Source organism: Candidatus Pantoea symbiotica (assembly GCF_056491525.1).
Map to the genome: position 1 here is coordinate 3,982,046 of NZ_JBSZHR010000002.1, position 15,898 is coordinate 3,997,943.

At 53.6% G+C, this 15,898-nt stretch carries 16 protein-coding genes; all 16 read left to right on the forward strand.

The features are described 5' to 3' along the window. Positions 1-46 precede the first annotated feature (46 nt). The 16 genes from rsmG (at position 47) to pstB (ending at position 15,891) form a co-directional block, all read left to right on the forward strand. The gene (gene rsmG, locus ACXIZX_RS19185) at positions 47-664 is read left to right on the forward strand and encodes a 16S rRNA (guanine(527)-N(7))-methyltransferase RsmG (RefSeq protein ID WP_479404735.1); all 618 of its coding nucleotides are present in this window, start codon (positions 47-49) and stop codon (positions 662-664) included. A gap of 713 nt (positions 665-1,377) precedes the next feature. Further along, positions 1,378-1,758 (forward strand): F0F1 ATP synthase subunit I, encoded by a 381-nt coding sequence (gene atpI / locus ACXIZX_RS19190; RefSeq protein WP_008106725.1) that lies wholly within the window; start codon positions 1,378-1,380, stop codon positions 1,756-1,758. An 8-nt stretch (positions 1,759-1,766) separates the two neighbouring features. Continuing rightward, positions 1,767-2,585: a F0F1 ATP synthase subunit A gene (gene atpB / locus ACXIZX_RS19195; protein WP_007893608.1), complete on the forward strand. Its 819-nt coding sequence runs from the start codon at positions 1,767-1,769 to the stop codon at positions 2,583-2,585. 49 nt (positions 2,586-2,634) lie between these two features. Further along, positions 2,635-2,874 carry a F0F1 ATP synthase subunit C gene (gene atpE, locus ACXIZX_RS19200; RefSeq protein WP_003849523.1) on the forward strand — a complete coding sequence of 80 codons (240 nt, stop codon included), beginning with the start codon at positions 2,635-2,637 and terminating at the stop codon, positions 2,872-2,874. A gap of 107 nt (positions 2,875-2,981) precedes the next feature. Beyond that, complete coding sequence (atpF, locus tag ACXIZX_RS19205) at positions 2,982-3,452, forward strand: F0F1 ATP synthase subunit B (RefSeq protein WP_007893603.1); 471 nt, start codon at positions 2,982-2,984, stop codon at positions 3,450-3,452. A gap of 14 nt (positions 3,453-3,466) precedes the next feature. Beyond that, positions 3,467-4,000 carry a F0F1 ATP synthase subunit delta gene (gene atpH, locus ACXIZX_RS19210; protein ID WP_008106723.1) on the forward strand — a complete coding sequence of 178 codons (534 nt, stop codon included), beginning with the start codon at positions 3,467-3,469 and terminating at the stop codon, positions 3,998-4,000. A gap of 14 nt (positions 4,001-4,014) precedes the next feature. Next, positions 4,015-5,556, forward strand: coding sequence for a F0F1 ATP synthase subunit alpha (gene atpA, locus ACXIZX_RS19215; protein WP_479404736.1), 1,542 nt, complete (start codon positions 4,015-4,017; stop codon positions 5,554-5,556). A 52-nt stretch (positions 5,557-5,608) separates the two neighbouring features. Continuing rightward, positions 5,609-6,475: a F0F1 ATP synthase subunit gamma gene (atpG, locus tag ACXIZX_RS19220; protein WP_007893596.1), complete on the forward strand. Its 867-nt coding sequence runs from the start codon at positions 5,609-5,611 to the stop codon at positions 6,473-6,475. A gap of 63 nt (positions 6,476-6,538) precedes the next feature. Then, a complete protein-coding gene (gene atpD, locus ACXIZX_RS19225) occupies positions 6,539-7,936 on the forward strand; it encodes a F0F1 ATP synthase subunit beta (protein ID WP_007893594.1) in 1,398 nt (465 codons plus the stop codon). A 24-nt stretch (positions 7,937-7,960) separates the two neighbouring features. Next, a complete protein-coding gene (locus ACXIZX_RS19230; protein WP_008106717.1) occupies positions 7,961-8,380 on the forward strand; it encodes a F0F1 ATP synthase subunit epsilon in 420 nt (139 codons plus the stop codon). 208 nt (positions 8,381-8,588) lie between these two features. After that, positions 8,589-9,959: a bifunctional UDP-N-acetylglucosamine diphosphorylase/glucosamine-1-phosphate N-acetyltransferase GlmU gene (glmU, locus tag ACXIZX_RS19235; protein ID WP_479404737.1), complete on the forward strand. Its 1,371-nt coding sequence runs from the start codon at positions 8,589-8,591 to the stop codon at positions 9,957-9,959. A gap of 130 nt (positions 9,960-10,089) precedes the next feature. After that, positions 10,090-11,919 (forward strand): glutamine--fructose-6-phosphate transaminase (isomerizing), encoded by a 1,830-nt coding sequence (gene glmS, locus ACXIZX_RS19240; RefSeq protein ID WP_479404738.1) that lies wholly within the window; start codon positions 10,090-10,092, stop codon positions 11,917-11,919. Positions 11,920-12,094: 175 nt separating this feature from the next. Beyond that, positions 12,095-13,138, forward strand: coding sequence for a phosphate ABC transporter substrate-binding protein PstS (gene pstS, locus ACXIZX_RS19245; RefSeq protein WP_479404739.1), 1,044 nt, complete (start codon positions 12,095-12,097; stop codon positions 13,136-13,138). Positions 13,139-13,227: 89 nt separating this feature from the next. Beyond that, a complete protein-coding gene (gene pstC / locus ACXIZX_RS19250) occupies positions 13,228-14,190 on the forward strand; it encodes a phosphate ABC transporter permease PstC (RefSeq protein ID WP_061719978.1) in 963 nt (320 codons plus the stop codon). Further along, positions 14,187-15,074, forward strand: a complete 888-nt coding sequence (gene pstA / locus ACXIZX_RS19255) for a phosphate ABC transporter permease PstA (protein ID WP_061719979.1) — start codon at positions 14,187-14,189, stop codon at positions 15,072-15,074. The genes pstC and pstA overlap by 4 nt, the downstream gene beginning before the upstream one ends. A 43-nt stretch (positions 15,075-15,117) precedes the next feature. Beyond that, positions 15,118-15,891, forward strand: a complete 774-nt coding sequence (gene pstB / locus ACXIZX_RS19260; protein WP_007893584.1) for a phosphate ABC transporter ATP-binding protein PstB — start codon at positions 15,118-15,120, stop codon at positions 15,889-15,891. Positions 15,892-15,898: the final 7 nt, after the last annotated feature.

The following is a 15,898-nucleotide window of genomic DNA, read 5'->3' on the forward strand; positions in this document are numbered from 1 at the left end:
AGACTTTGGGGCGAGGCAACTCGCCCCCGTTAATGGAATTCTCGTCGTGATCAACAAACTCTCCTCGCTGCTGAATGCGGCAAACATTTCCCTTACCGATCAACAAAAACAGCAGTTGGTTGGCTATGTTGAGTTGCTGCATAAATGGAACAAGGCCTATAACCTGACATCGGTGCGCGACCCGCAGCAGATGCTGGTGCGTCATATTCTCGACAGCGTGGTGGTTGAGCCACATTTGCAGGGCGAACGCTTTATTGATGTGGGCACAGGTCCAGGCTTACCGGGTATTCCGCTGGCCATTGTGCGCCCGCAATCGCATTTCACCTTGCTGGATAGCCTTGGCAAACGCGTGCGTTTCCTGCGTCAGGTACAACATGAGTTAGGACTTACTAACGTCACACCAGTACAGAGCCGCGTTGAAGAATTCCCGTCTGAGCCGCCATTCGATGGTGTTATCAGCCGTGCATTTGCTTCGCTGGAGGATATGCTGAACTGGTGTCATCATCTGCCTGGCCCTGAAGGTCGCTTTTATGCCCTGAAAGGCGTGCGTCCGGATGATGAGATTGCTGCATTACCGGCGGGCTTTAGGGTAGAGAAAATTCAACCGCTGCAGGTACCCGAACTCGATGGTGAACGTCATCTGGTAGTGATTACTCGCCAATAGCCTTTTAAACGGTATGGATTTGAGCCAGTTCATGCCGTTTGCCTTAGTTATTTCCCTGAACGAAAAAGCAGCGATTGAACACTTTTAGGTAAAAGCTTTTATTTAGCAGGGCAGGGCGAGCGAGTTAACATCTCCGACGGAAATTATCCGAAAAGCTCTGTTACATTTAACCAATATTTCACATTTCATTATCACTTAGATCACTTTATTGCGTGTATTTACCCAACCAAATAATCACTGGGGAAAATATAACTTTGCAATAAATTGGCGTGCGTAATATCAGTTTTGCGTTTTTATTGCAGCGCATGATGTCAATAGAGTGTTTTTCTCGAAAATCGTACTGCAACACCTAATAAATAAATTTAATACACTGATTCATAGATGATTTATGCGCATTTGAAATCGTATAAATCTTGTCTGATACAAATTCAGGCAGGCATTCCTTGTTTATTATGTGATCTAAAGCACGCTTTAAAAGCAAGTCGATCGGGCATTTTCAGCATTTAAGTCAGACATTGCCTAATGACGATGTTTTGAAAAATAGCCCTTCAGAAAGAAATTTAAATAATTGTTCACCTTTTCGCTACTTACCGATTGAAATCGCAGGTGGCGCCCGTATAATTTGCACGGCTTTTGCTGCTTGACTCAAATGAGTAAAGGCAGTCTTATACGACACGCGACATACCCCGTTCGGGGCAGGAGAGTTCAGCGTCATGTCAGTGTCTCTTTACAGTGTGAAATTAGCCCGGGCCGTGCTGATCATTCAGCTGGTGACCTTTGTCATCATCGGTGCGCTCTTTACCCTGAAAGAGGTTACCTGGGGCGCCTCCGCCTTCGCGGGTGGAGTGGCAGCCTGGCTGCCGAACGTGTTGTTTATGTTTTTGGCCTGGCGCCTGCAGGATCAAACGCCTGCGAAAGGACGTGTTGCCTGGAGCTTCGCCCTCGGTGAAGTGTTGAAGGTGTTCACAACCGTCATTTTCCTCGCGGTGGCGTTGGGTGTGTTTGGAGCGGTCTTCTGGCCACTCGCAATCACGTGGTTATCGGTGCTGGTGGTGCAGATCGTCGCTCCGGCTGTAATTAACAACAAAGGGTAAGAGGCATCATGGCTGCTGGAGAAATCTCTACTCCGCAAGAATACATAGGTCACCACCTGAATAACCTTCAGTTGGACCTGCGTACTTTCGAGTTGGTGAATCCGCACGACGCTCCCGCGACGTTCTGGGTATTAAATATCGATTCCATGTTTTTCTCTGTGGTGCTGGGACTGATTTTCCTGGTGTTGTTCCGTAAAGTGGCGAAAAGCGCTACCAGCGGTGTTCCAGGGAAATTACAAGCGGCTATCGAACTGGTTGTCGGCTTCGTTGATAACAACGTGCGCGACATGTACCACGGTAAAAGCAAACTTATCGCCCCGCTGGCTCTGACGATTTTCGTCTGGGTCTTCCTGATGAACTTCATGGATCTGCTGCCTATCGATTTGCTGCCGTTTATCGGCGAGCACTATTTAGGCCTGCCGGCGCTGCGCGTCGTGCCGTCTGCAGACGTGAACATCACGCTGTCTATGGCGCTGGGCGTATTTATTTTGATTCTGTTCTACAGCATCAAAATGAAAGGCATTGGCGGCTTCACCAAAGAGTTGACGCTGCAGCCTTTTAATCACCCGATCTTCATCCCCATTAACCTGATTCTTGAAGGTGTTAGCCTGCTTTCCAAGCCTGTTTCACTGGGTCTGCGACTGTTCGGTAACATGTATGCGGGTGAGTTGATCTTTATCCTGATTGCCGGCTTGCTGCCGTGGTGGTCGCAGTGGTTGTTGAATGTGCCTTGGGCCATTTTCCACATCCTGATCATTTCGCTGCAGGCTTTCATTTTCATGGTCCTCACGATCGTCTATCTGTCGATGGCATCTGAAGAACATTGATTTTTATCTCAACACTTAAGCTTTTAACTGAAACAAACTGGAGACTGTCATGGAAAACCTGAATATGGATCTGCTGTACATGGCTGCCGCTGTGATGATGGGCCTGGCGGCAATCGGTGCTGCGATCGGTATCGGCATCCTCGGAGGTAAATTCCTGGAAGGCGCCGCGCGTCAACCGGATCTGATCCCTCTGCTGCGTACGCAGTTCTTTGTTGTAATGGGTCTGGTGGATGCAATCCCGATGATCGCTGTAGGTCTGGGTCTCTACGTGATGTTTGCTGTCGCTTAAACCTGGTAGCCTTGTTCACTCATGGCACCTGGTGTGATGAGGGACGGATTCTGCCGTTTATCTCTGATAGCGGCAGAGCAAGTTAACTTAATAAGAGGCATTGTGCTGTGAACATTAATGCAACAATCCTCGGCCAGGCCATCGCGTTCATTCTGTTTGTCGCGTTCTGCATGAAGTACGTATGGCCGCCGATTATGGCTGCCATCGAAAAGCGCCAGAAAGAAATTGCTGAAGGCCTTGCTTCTGCTGAGCGCGCGAAGAAAGATTTAGATCTCGCGCAGGCCAATGCGACCGACCAGCTGAAAAAAGCGAAAGAAGACGCTCAGGTCATTATCGAGCAGGCGAACAAACGCCGTGCCCAGATTCTGGACGAAGCGAAAACCGAAGCTGAGACTGAACGTAACCGCATCGTGGCACAGGCGCAGGCAGAAATTGATGCCGAGCGTTCGCGTGCCCGTGAAGAGCTGCGTAAGCAAGTCGCGTTGCTGGCATTAGCTGGCGCCGAGAAAATCATCGAACGTTCCGTGGATGAAGCTGCTAACAGCGACATCGTTGATAAACTGGTCGCTGAACTGTAAGGAGGGAGGGGCTGATGTCTGATCTGATTACTGTAGCTCGCCCCTACGCCAAAGCAGCTTTTGACTTTGCTGTTGAGCATCAAAGCATCGATCGCTGGCAATCAATGCTGGCGTTTGCCGCAGAAGTGGCTCGCAACGAACAGATCGCAGATCTTCTTTCCGGTGCGCTTGCACCGGAAGCGTTATCTGCTTCTTTCATTGCAGTTTGTGGCGATCAACTTGATGAAAACGCCCAGAACCTGATTAAGGTAATGGCCGAAAACGGACGTTTGACAGCGCTTCCAGCGGTACTGGCTCAGTACATTCAACTGCGTGACGCTTATGAAGCGACAGCCGAAGTTGATGTGATTTCTGCCAGCACGCTGAGTGACAGTCAGCTGACTAAAATCAGCGCCGCGATGGAAAAACGTCTGTCACGTAAAGTTAAGCTGAATTGCAAAATTGATAAGTCTGTAATGGCAGGTGTGGTTATCCGTGCGGGTGACCTGGTCATTGATGGCAGCGTACGCGGCCGTCTTGATCGTCTGGCAGACGTCTTGCAGTCTTAAGGGGACTGGAGCATATGCAACTGAATTCCACCGAAATCAGCGAACTGATCAAGCAGCGCATTGCTCAGTTCAATGTCGTGAGTGAAGCTCACAACGAAGGTACTATTGTTTCTGTAAGTGACGGTATCATCCGCGTACACGGCCTGGCCGATGTCATGCAGGGTGAGATGATTGCCCTGCCGGGCAACCGTTACGCTATCGCACTGAACCTCGAGCGTGACTCGGTTGGTGCAGTAGTGATGGGCCCGTATGCTGACCTCGCGGAAGGCATGAAAGTAAAATGTACGGGTCGTATTTTAGAAGTTCCAGTTGGCCGTGGCCTGCTGGGCCGTGTGGTGAACACCCTGGGTGCACCGATCGACGGTAAAGGCGCAATCGAAAACGACGGCTTCTCGCCTGTTGAAGTGATTGCACCGGGCGTTATCGACCGTCAGTCAGTAGACCAGCCCGTTCAGACCGGTTACAAATCTGTCGATGCGATGATTCCAATCGGCCGTGGCCAGCGTGAGCTGATCATCGGTGACCGTCAGACCGGTAAAACTGCAATGGCAATCGACGCCATCATCAACCAGCGCGATTCAGGCATCAAATGTGTCTACGTTGCGATTGGCCAGAAAGCGTCAACCATTTCTAACGTAGTTCGCAAACTGGAAGAGCACGGCGCGCTGGCTAACACCATCGTGGTTGTCGCTTCTGCTTCTGAATCTGCAGCACTGCAGTACCTGTCACCGTACGCCGGTTGTGCGATGGGTGAGTACTTCCGTGACCGCGGTGAAGATGCACTGATCGTGTACGATGACCTGTCTAAGCAGGCTGTTGCTTACCGTCAGATTTCTCTGCTGCTGCGCCGTCCACCAGGTCGTGAAGCATTCCCTGGCGACGTGTTCTATCTCCACTCTCGTCTGCTGGAGCGTGCATCACGCGTTAGCGCTGACTACGTTGAGCGCTTCACCAACGGTGAAGTGAAAGGCCAGACCGGTTCTCTGACCGCACTGCCAATCATCGAAACTCAGGCGGGTGACGTTTCTGCGTTCGTTCCGACCAACGTAATCTCGATTACTGATGGTCAGATCTTCCTGGAATCTAACCTGTTCAACTCCGGTATTCGTCCAGCCGTTAACCCGGGTATCTCGGTATCCCGTGTTGGTGGTGCTGCACAGACCAAGATCATCAAGAAACTGTCCGGTGGTATTCGTACCGCGCTGGCACAGTATCGTGAACTGGCTGCGTTCTCTCAGTTCGCTTCCGATCTGGACGATGCAACGCGTAAACAGCTGAGCCACGGTCAGAAAGTGACCGAGCTGCTGAAACAGAAACAGTATGCGCCGATGTCAGTCGCGCAACAGGGTCTGGTGCTGTTTGCTGCTGAGCGCGGCTATCTGAACGATGTTGAACTGGCGAAAGTCGGCAGCTTCGAAGCCGCTCTGCTGGCGTTCGCGGATCGCGATCACGCTGAGCTGATGGCTGAAATCAACCAAGCGGGTAACTTCAATAACGAAATCGAAGAGAAGCTGAAAAGCCTCCTCGAAACGTTTAAAGCAACCCAGTCCTGGTAATGTCTGGCGGCTTGTCTGAAAAGGCAGGCCGCAAGGCTTTGAGGAGAAGCTAATGGCCGGCGCAAAAGAAATACGTAGTAAGATCGGAAGCGTAAAAAATACGCAGAAGATCACCAAAGCGATGGAAATGGTCGCCGCCTCCAAAATGCGTAAAACGCAGGAACGCATGGCGGCCAGCCGTCCGTATGCAGATACCATGCGCAAAGTGATTGGTCACCTTGCTCTGGGTAATCTGGAATACAAGCACCCTTACCTGGATGAGCGTGACGTTAAGCGCGTCGGCTACCTGGTCGTTTCGACTGACCGCGGGCTTTGTGGTGGTTTGAACATTAACCTGTTCAAAAAATTGCTGGCAGATATGAAAGGCTGGGCAGATAAAGGCGTACAGAGCGATCTGGCCGTTATCGGTTCGAAAGGCAATTCATTCTTCGGCTCTGTAGGTGGCAACATCGTGGCACAGGTCACCGGTATGGGCGATAAGCCTGCACTGTCTGATTTGATCGGCCCGGTAAAAGTGATGTTGCAGGCCTATGATGAAGGTCGCATCGACAAGCTGTATATCGTTGCCAACAAGTTTAATAACACCATGTCTCAGACTCCGACCATTACCCAACTGCTGCCGTTACCGCCAGCGGAAGGTGAAGAAGAGATGAAGGCGAAGACCTGGGATTACCTGTACGAACCCGATCCGAAAGCGCTGCTGGATACCCTGCTGCGTCGTTACGTCGAATCGCAGGTTTATCAGGGTGTGGTGGAAAACCTGGCCAGTGAGCAGGCCGCACGTATGGTTGCGATGAAAGCTGCAACCGATAACGGCGGAAACCTGATCAAAGAGCTGCAGTTGGTTTACAACAAAGCTCGTCAGGCCAGCATCACCCAGGAACTTACCGAGATCGTCTCGGGAGCCTCCGCGGTTTAACCAGGCATATATCCTGTCGCGCGAGCGCGGCTGGGTATTTTCGTATTAGGTAGAGGATTCAAGATGGCAGCTGGAAAGATTGTCCAGATTATCGGCGCCGTAGTTGACGTCGAATTCCCTCAGGACGCGGTACCGCAGGTATACAGCGCTCTCGAGGTGAAAAATGGTGATGCTCGTCTGGTGCTGGAAGTTCAGCAGCAGCTGGGTGGTGGCGTGGTTCGTACCATCGCCATGGGTACTTCTGACGGCCTGAAGCGCGGTCTGGAAGTTACCGACCTGAAAAAACCTATCCAGGTTCCGGTTGGTAAAGCAACCCTCGGCCGTATCATGAACGTATTGGGTGAGCCAATCGACATGAAAGGCGACCTGCAGAATGACGACGGCAGCGCATTAGAGGTTTCCTCTATTCACCGCGCAGCACCTTCGTATGAAGATCAGTCTAACTCGCAGGAACTGCTGGAAACCGGCATCAAGGTTATCGACCTGATGTGTCCGTTCGCTAAGGGCGGTAAAGTCGGTCTGTTCGGTGGTGCGGGTGTAGGTAAAACCGTAAACATGATGGAGCTGATCCGTAACATTGCGGCTGAGCACTCAGGTTATTCGGTATTTGCTGGCGTGGGTGAGCGTACTCGTGAGGGTAACGACTTCTACCACGAAATGACTGACTCCAACGTTATCGATAAAGTAGCGCTGGTGTATGGCCAGATGAACGAGCCGCCGGGTAACCGTCTGCGCGTAGCACTGACCGGCTTGACCATGGCGGAAAAATTCCGTGATGAAGGCCGTGACGTTCTGCTGTTCATCGACAACATCTATCGTTACACCCTGGCCGGTACTGAAGTATCAGCACTGCTGGGTCGTATGCCATCTGCGGTAGGCTATCAGCCAACGCTGGCAGAAGAGATGGGTGTGTTGCAGGAGCGTATTACCTCCACCAAGACTGGTTCAATCACTTCTGTTCAGGCCGTTTACGTTCCTGCGGATGACTTGACTGACCCGTCACCAGCAACCACTTTTGCTCACTTAGACTCAACCGTTACGCTGAGCCGTCAGATCGCCTCTCTGGGTATCTACCCAGCCGTTGACCCGCTGGATTCAACCAGCCGTCAGCTGGATCCACTGATCGTGGGTCAGGAGCACTATGACGTTGCGCGTGGCGTGCAGTCTCTGCTGCAGCGTTACCAGGAACTGAAAGACATCATCGCCATCCTTGGTATGGACGAGCTGTCTGAAGAAGACAAACTGTTGGTGGCACGTGCGCGTAAGATTCAGCGCTTCCTGTCTCAGCCGTTCTTCGTTGCTGAAGTCTTCACCGGTTCTCCAGGTAAGTACGTGACCCTGAAAGACACCATCCGTGGCTTCAAAGGCATCATGGAAGGCGAATTCGACCACCTGCCAGAGCAGGCGTTCTACATGGTCGGCGCTATCGAAGAAGCCGTAGAAAAAGCGAAGAAACTGTAATTTAGGTTTCCCAGGAGGAATGGTATGGCTATGACTTATCATCTGGACGTGGTCAGCGCGGAGCAACAAATGTTCTCCGGTCTGGTCGAGCGTATCCAGGTGTCAGGTAGCGAAGGTGAGTTGGGGATTCGTCCTGGCCACGCCCCGCTGCTGACAGCCATCAAGCCTGGTATGATTCACATCGTGAAACAGCACGGCGAAGAGGAGTTTATTTACCTCTCTGGCGGCGTGCTGGAAGTTCAGCCTGGCAGCACCACCGTTCTGGCCGACACCGCGATTCGCGGTGAAGACCTTGACGAAGCGCGCGCGCTGGAAGCGAAACGTAAAGCAGAAGAGCACATGAACAGCAGCCACGGCGACGTGGACTATGCTCAGGCTTCTGCGGAACTGGCGAAAGCCATCGCGAAACTGCGTGTCATCGAGCTGACAAAAAAAGCGATGTAATCAGGCTTTATGCGTCACGAAATGCCAGCCCTTTGGGTTGGCATTTTTTTTGCCCAAAAAACATCATCTCGTAGCGTCGCCCTTCATGGCGACCACCAGCCGACCTCAATCCGCTTTCCCCAACCCCGCTAATTTCGACCCGAGAAAAATGTAGTAATCTCAGGGCTAAACCTTACACTTTCGACAGTTGAAGAGAATCAGGATAGTTATGTCTACGAACGCGATGAGTGTGGTGATCTTAGCCGCTGGCAAAGGCACCCGAATGTATTCCGACCTGCCCAAAGTTCTGCACACCCTTGCAGGTAAACCGATGGTTCAACACGTGATTGATGCCGCAACCGGTTTGGGCGCCCAGCAGATCCACTTGGTTTATGGCCACGGCGGAGATTTGCTGCAATCGACGTTAGCGCATAACGCACTCAACTGGGTGCTGCAGGCCGAACAACTCGGTACCGGCCACGCGATGCAGCAGGCCGCGCCCTTCTTTGCCGATGACGAAGATATTCTGATGCTGTACGGCGATGTGCCGCTGATTTCGCAGGCCAGCTTGCAACGTCTGCGCGACGCGAAACCCGCTGGCGGCATCGGTTTACTCACCGTGGTTTTGGATAACCCAACCGGTTACGGTCGTATCGTGCGTGAAAACGGCACGGTGACCGGCATTATTGAGCAGAAAGATGCCTCGCCAGAACAGCTGAAAATTCAGGAAATTAACACCGGCATTCTGATTGCCAACGGCGGCGACCTCAAGCGCTGGCTGGCGCAGCTGAACAACAACAATGCACAGGGCGAATTCTATATCACCGATATCATCGCCATGGCGCACCACGAAGGCCGCGTGATCAATGCGGTGCATCCGGCGCGCATCAGCGAAACCGACGGCGTCAACAACCGCCTGCAGCTGGCAACGCTTGAGCGTGTCTATCAAAGCGAGCAGGCAGAGAAGCTGTTGCTGGCGGGTGTAATGCTGCGCGATCCGGCGCGTTTCGATCTACGCGGTTCGCTGCAACATGGTCGTGATGTGGAGATCGACACCAACGTGATCATCGAAGGTAAGGTCACGCTCGGCGACCGCGTCAAAATCGGTGCAGGCTGCATCATCAAAAACAGCGTGATTGCTGACGACTGCGAAATCAGCCCCTATTCGGTGATCGAAGATGCCACCTTAGCCGCCGCCTGTACGGTTGGGCCTTTTGCGCGTCTGCGTCCGGGCAGCGAGCTAGCGGAAGAAGCGCACGTTGGCAACTTCGTCGAAATGAAGAAAGCTACGCTCGGCAAAGGCTCCAAAGCCGGTCATCTCTCTTATCTCGGCGATGCGGAAATTGGCGCGGGTGTGAATATCGGCGCGGGCACCATTACCTGTAACTACGATGGCGCCAACAAATCCAAAACCATTATTGGCGACAACGTGTTTATCGGTTCGGATACCCAGCTGGTGGCGCCGGTCAGCGTGGCGAGCGGAGCGACCATCGCCGCAGGCACCACAATAATGAAAGATGTGTTAGCTGCGGATCTGGTCTACAACCGTAAAGAGCAGAATCAAAAATCGGGCTGGCAGCGCCCTGCTAAGAAGAAATAAATTTTGAAGGCCGACAACGATCGGCCTGTTTGCAGTGCCATAAAAAAATATCCCCACTCTCTACAAGGCTCGGGGAAATCAGGTCGTATGACAACGCAATGGCCGAAAGCCATGAAGTCAGGAAATTACTATGTGTGGAATTGTTGGTGCAGTAGCGCAGCGTGACATCGCAGAAATTCTGCTGGAAGGTTTGCGTCGTCTTGAGTATCGCGGTTATGACTCAGCGGGATTAGCCGTTGTTGACCGTCAGTGCCATATGACGCGCCTGCGTCGTCTGGGCAAAGTGCAGAACCTGGCGGAAGCCGCAGAGCAGCAGCCTCTGATTGGCGGCACCGGTATCGCACACACGCGCTGGGCGACACACGGTGAGCCGTCGGAGGCCAATGCGCATCCGCACGTTTCTGAGCACATCATCATCGTGCACAACGGCATCATTGAAAACCATGAGCCGCTGCGCGCGCAGTTGCTTGAGCGCGGCTATCACTTTGCCTCAGAAACCGACACCGAAGTGGTGGCGCATCTGGTGCATTGGGAGCAGAAGCAGGGCGGCACGCTGCGTGAAGTGGTGCTGCGCGTCATTCCGCAGCTGCGCGGTGCGTATGGCATGGTGATCATGGACAGCCGCGATCCTTCGCTGCTGGTGGCGGCGCGTTCCGGTAGCCCGCTGGTGATTGGCCGTGGCGTGGGTGAAAACTTTATTGCTTCCGATCAGCTGGCACTGCTGCCGGTGACGCGTCGCTTCATCTATCTGGAAGAGGGCGATATTGCCGAGATCACCCGCCGCGAAGTCACCATTATCGATCGTGACGGTAAAACGGCTAAGCGCGCCGAAATCGAATCGACCGCGCAATACGATGCCGGCGACAAAGGCATCTATCGTCACTACATGCAGAAAGAGATTTACGAGCAGCCGAACGCGATCAAAAACACCATCACCGGGCGTTTTAATCATGGTGAAGTCGATCTCAGCGAGCTGGGCCCGGATGCTGAGAAGCTGCTGAGCCAGGTCGAGCATATTCAGATCATCGCCTGCGGTACTTCATACAACTCTGGCATGGTGTCGCGCTACTGGTTTGAGTCGCTGGCCAACCTGCCTTGTGATGTGGAAATCGCTTCGGAATTCCGTTATCGCAAATCTGCAGTGCGTAAAAATAGCCTGCTGATCACGCTGTCACAATCGGGTGAAACCGCCGATACGCTGGCGGCGTTGCGCCTGTCAAAAGAGCTGGGTTATCTCGGTTCGCTGGCGATCTGTAACGTGGCCGGTTCATCGCTGGTGCGCGAGTCAGATTTGGCGCTGATGACCAAAGCCGGTACCGAAATTGGCGTTGCCTCGACCAAAGCCTTCACCACGCAGCTGGCGGTATTGCTGATGCTGGTGGCGAAACTCGGGCGTCTGCACGGCATGAAAGCCGAAACCGAGCATGAGATTGTGCACGCGCTGCAGGCTTTGCCGAGCCGCATCGAGCAGATGCTGGCGCAGGACAAAGTGATCGAAAACCTGGCCGAAGGTTTCTCGGATAAACATCACGCGCTGTTCCTTGGCCGTGGCGATCAGTATCCGATCGCTATGGAAGGCGCGCTGAAGCTGAAAGAGATCTCCTATATCCACGCCGAAGCCTACGCGGCGGGCGAGCTGAAGCACGGCCCGCTGGCGCTGATTGATGCGGATATGCCAGTGATCGTGGTCGCGCCGAACAACGAACTGCTGGAGAAGCTGAAATCCAACATTGAAGAGGTACGCGCGCGCGGCGGTTTGCTGTACGTGTTTGCCGATCAGGATGCCGGTTTCAGCGACAGCGATGGCATGAAAATCATCTCTCTGCCGCATGTAGAAGAGGTGATTGCACCGATCTTCTACACCGTGCCGCTGCAGCTGCTCTCGTATCACGTGGCGCTGATTAAAGGCACCGACGTTGACCAACCACGTAACCTGGCGAAATCGGTTACCGTTGAATAAACTGCTATAAGAGTGGGCCCACAGCGGGCCCGCTTCATTTCTGCACGCTGTCATATAACTGTCATATTTCGTACATTTCACTGTCATCAAACTGTCCTATTTTCCCTCCAGCAGCAATCACGACTCCTACTAAAATGGCATTGAGCCTGATTTTTTTAAATCCCCTGGAGGGAACATGACACTGATGCGTAGCACCGTAGCCCGAATCCTCGCCGCCACCTTCGCAGCAAGCGCGGTCTCTGCTTTTGCAGCAACCGATCTGACGGGCGCAGGCGGGACATTCCCGGCGCCGGTTTATGCCAAGTGGGCAGCCGAGTACCAGCAAGCCACCGGTAGCAAAATCAACTATCAGGGTATTGGTTCTTCAGGCGGCGTGAAGCAAATCATCGCTAAAACCGTCGATTTCGGTGCGTCTGATGCGCCAATGAAAGAAGAAGATCTGCAGAAAAACGGCCTGTTCCAGTTCCCTACCGTGATCGGTGGCGTGGTGCTGGCGGTTAACATCCCAGGTGTGAAATCAGGTGAATTGACTCTCGACGGTAAAACCGTGGGCGACATCTACCTCGGTACCATCAAAAAGTGGAACGACCCGGCGATCACTAAACTGAACCCAGGCGTGAAACTGCCAGATTCCAACATCAACGTGGTTCGCCGCGCTGACGGTTCCGGTACTTCATTCGTCTTCACCAGCTACCTGGCGAAAGTGAATGAAGAGTGGAACAGCAAAATCGGTAAAGGTAACACCGTTAACTGGCCGACCGGTCTGGGCGGTAAAGGTAACGACGGCGTGGCTGCATTCGTCCAGCGTCTGCCGGGTTCAATTGGCTATGTGGAATACGCTTACGCCAAGCAGAACAACCTGACCTACACCAAACTGGTTGATGCCGACGGTAAAGCGGTCGCACCAAGCGAAGAGAGCTTTGCTAATGCCGCGAAAGGCGCAGACTGGAGCAAAACCTTTGCTCAGGATCTGACCTTCCAGAAAGGCAACGCAGCATGGCCGATCACCTCAACCACCTTCATCCTGATTTACAAAGATCAGGCGAATGCGGAAAAAGGTAGCGAAGTGCTGAAGTTCTTCGACTGGGCTTACAAAGGTGGCAGCAAAACCGCAACCGACCTGGATTACGCCGCGCTGCCAGAAAGCGTTGCTAACCAGATTCGTGCAGCGTGGAAAGCGAACATCAAAGATAGCTCCGGTAAAGCGCTGTACCAGTAACAGATTTACCTGGCCAGCCGAGATGGTTGGCCAACCCCAATGGGCGGCCTGCGTGCCGCCCTGACATCCCCCTGAGAACAGAGAATTCTATGGCTGCCACTAAGCCGACGTTCAAAGCCCCCGGTAAACAAGGCGACATGATTTTCGGCGCGCTGGTGAAGCTATCCGCGCTTATCGTGTTGTTGTTGATGGGCGGCATTATCGTCTCCCTGATTTTCTCCTCCTGGCCAAGCATCCAAAAATTTGGTTTCTCTTTCCTGTGGAATAAAACCTGGGATGCGCCAAACGAACAATTTGGTGCGCTGGTACCGATTTACGGCACCCTCGTCACCTCGATTATTGCCTTGATCATTGCCGTGCCGGTGAGCTTCGGTATCGCGCTGTTCCTGACGGAACTGGCGCCAGGCTGGCTGCGTCGCCCGCTGGGCACCGCCATTGAGTTGCTGGCGGCGATCCCCAGCATCGTTTACGGCATGTGGGGCCTGTTTGTTTTCGCTCCGCTGTTCGCCGAATATTTCCAGACGCCGGTGGGCAACGTGATGTCGAATATCCCGATTGTCGGCACGCTGTTCTCTGGCCCGGCATTCGGTATCGGTATTCTGGCGGCGGGCGTGATTCTCGCCATCATGATCATTCCGTACATCGCCTCGGTGATGCGCGACGTGTTTGAACAAACGCCGGTGATGATGAAAGAGTCGGCTTACGGCATCGGCTGCACCACGTGGGAAGTGATCTGGCGCATCGTGCTGCCGTTCACCAAAAATGGTGTGATTGGCGGCGTGATGCTCGGCCTGGGCCGCGCGTTGGGTGAAACCATGGCGGTGACCTTTATCATCGGTAACACCTACCAGCTCGACAGCGCCTCGCTGTTTATGCCGGGCAACAGCATCACTTCCGCGCTCGCCAACGAATTCGCCGAAGCGGAATCGGGTGTCCACGTGGCAGCACTGATGGAACTGGGTCTGATCCTGTTCGTGATTACCTTTATCGTGCTGGCGATCTCCAAACTGATGATCCTGCGTCTGGCGAAGAGTGAAGGAGCCCGTTCATGACCGCTATTGAAGTTCAGGCTCGCGCTGAGCTGGAAGCCTCGCGCCGCAAAATGCAGGCGTGGCGCAGTACCAAAAACAAAATTGCTCTAACGCTGTCGCTGATGACCATGGCATTCGGTCTGTTCTGGCTGGTGTGGATTCTGTTCACCACCATTACGCGCGGCGTTGATGGTTTGAGCTGGTCGCTGTTTACCGAATCGACCCCGCCGCCGAATACCGCGGGCGGTGGTTTGGCAAACGCCTTAGTCGGCAGTGGTTTACTGATTTTCTGGTCGACGATCGTCGGAACGCCGCTCGGCATCATGGCCGGGATTTATCTGGCGGAATATGGCCGTAAACACTGGCTGGCGGAAGTGATTCGCTTCATTAACGACATTCTGCTGTCAGCACCGTCGATTGTGGTGGGCCTGTTTGTCTACACCATCGTGGTGGCGCAGATGCAGCACTTCTCCGGTTGGGCCGGCGTAGTGGCGCTGGCGCTGCTGCAAATTCCGATTGTGATCCGTACCTCCGAAAACATGCTGCGTCTGGTACCCGACAGCATGCGTGAAGCGGCTTATGCGCTGGGTACGCCGAAGTGGAAGATGATTTCGGCGATTACGCTGAAAGCGTCGGTTTCCGGCATCATCACCGGTGTGCTGTTGGCCGTGGCGCGTATCGCCGGTGAAACCGCACCGCTGCTGTTTACTGCGCTGTCGAACCAGTTCTGGAGCACCGACATGATGCAGCCGATCGCGAACCTGCCGGTCACCATCTTTAAATTCGCCATGAGCCCGTTTGCCGAGTGGCAAAGCCTGGCGTGGGCAGGTGTGCTGATTATTACCGTGTGCGTGCTGCTGCTGAACATTGTGGCGCGTGTGGTTTTCGCCAAGGGCAAACACTAATTTCCCGGCGCGGCTTCGGCGGCGCTGCTTATGAGAGACGAGAATGAGTAACGTGACTTCATCAGCCGGTAAAATTCAGGTCCGTAATCTGAACTTCTATTACGGTAAGTTTCACGCGCTGAAAAACATCAACCTGGATATCACCAAAAACCAGGTGACCGCGTTTATCGGCCCATCAGGCTGCGGTAAATCCACTTTGCTGCGCACCTTCAACAAAATGTACTCGCTCTATCCGGAGCAGCGTGCAGAAGGTGACATCCTGCTGGATGGCGATAACATTTTGGCTTCCAATCAGGATATCGCCCTGCTGCGCGCGCGCGTTGGCATGGTGTTCCAGAAGCCAACGCCGTTCCCGATGTCGATTTATGACAACATCGCCTTCGGCGTGCGTCTGTTTGAAAAGCTGTCGCGTGCCGATATGGATGAGCGCGTGCAGTGGGCGCTGACCAAAGCCGCACTGTGGAATGAAACCAAAGACAAGCTGCATCAGAGCGGTTACAGTCTCTCCGGCGGTCAGCAGCAGCGTCTGTGCATCGCGCGCGGCATCGCCATTCGCCCGGAAGTGCTGTTGCTGGATGAGCCTTGCTCAGCGCTGGATCCGATCTCAACCGGTCGTATCGAAGAGCTGATCACCGAACTGAAGCAGGATTACACTGTGGTGATCGTGACCCACAACATGCAGCAGGCCGCGCGTTGTTCTGACCACACCGCTTTCATGTATCTGGGCGAGCTGATTGAGTTCAGCGATACCGATACCTTGTTCACTAAGCCCGCACAGAAGCAGACCGAAGATTACATCACCGGTCGTTACGGCTGATTCAGGA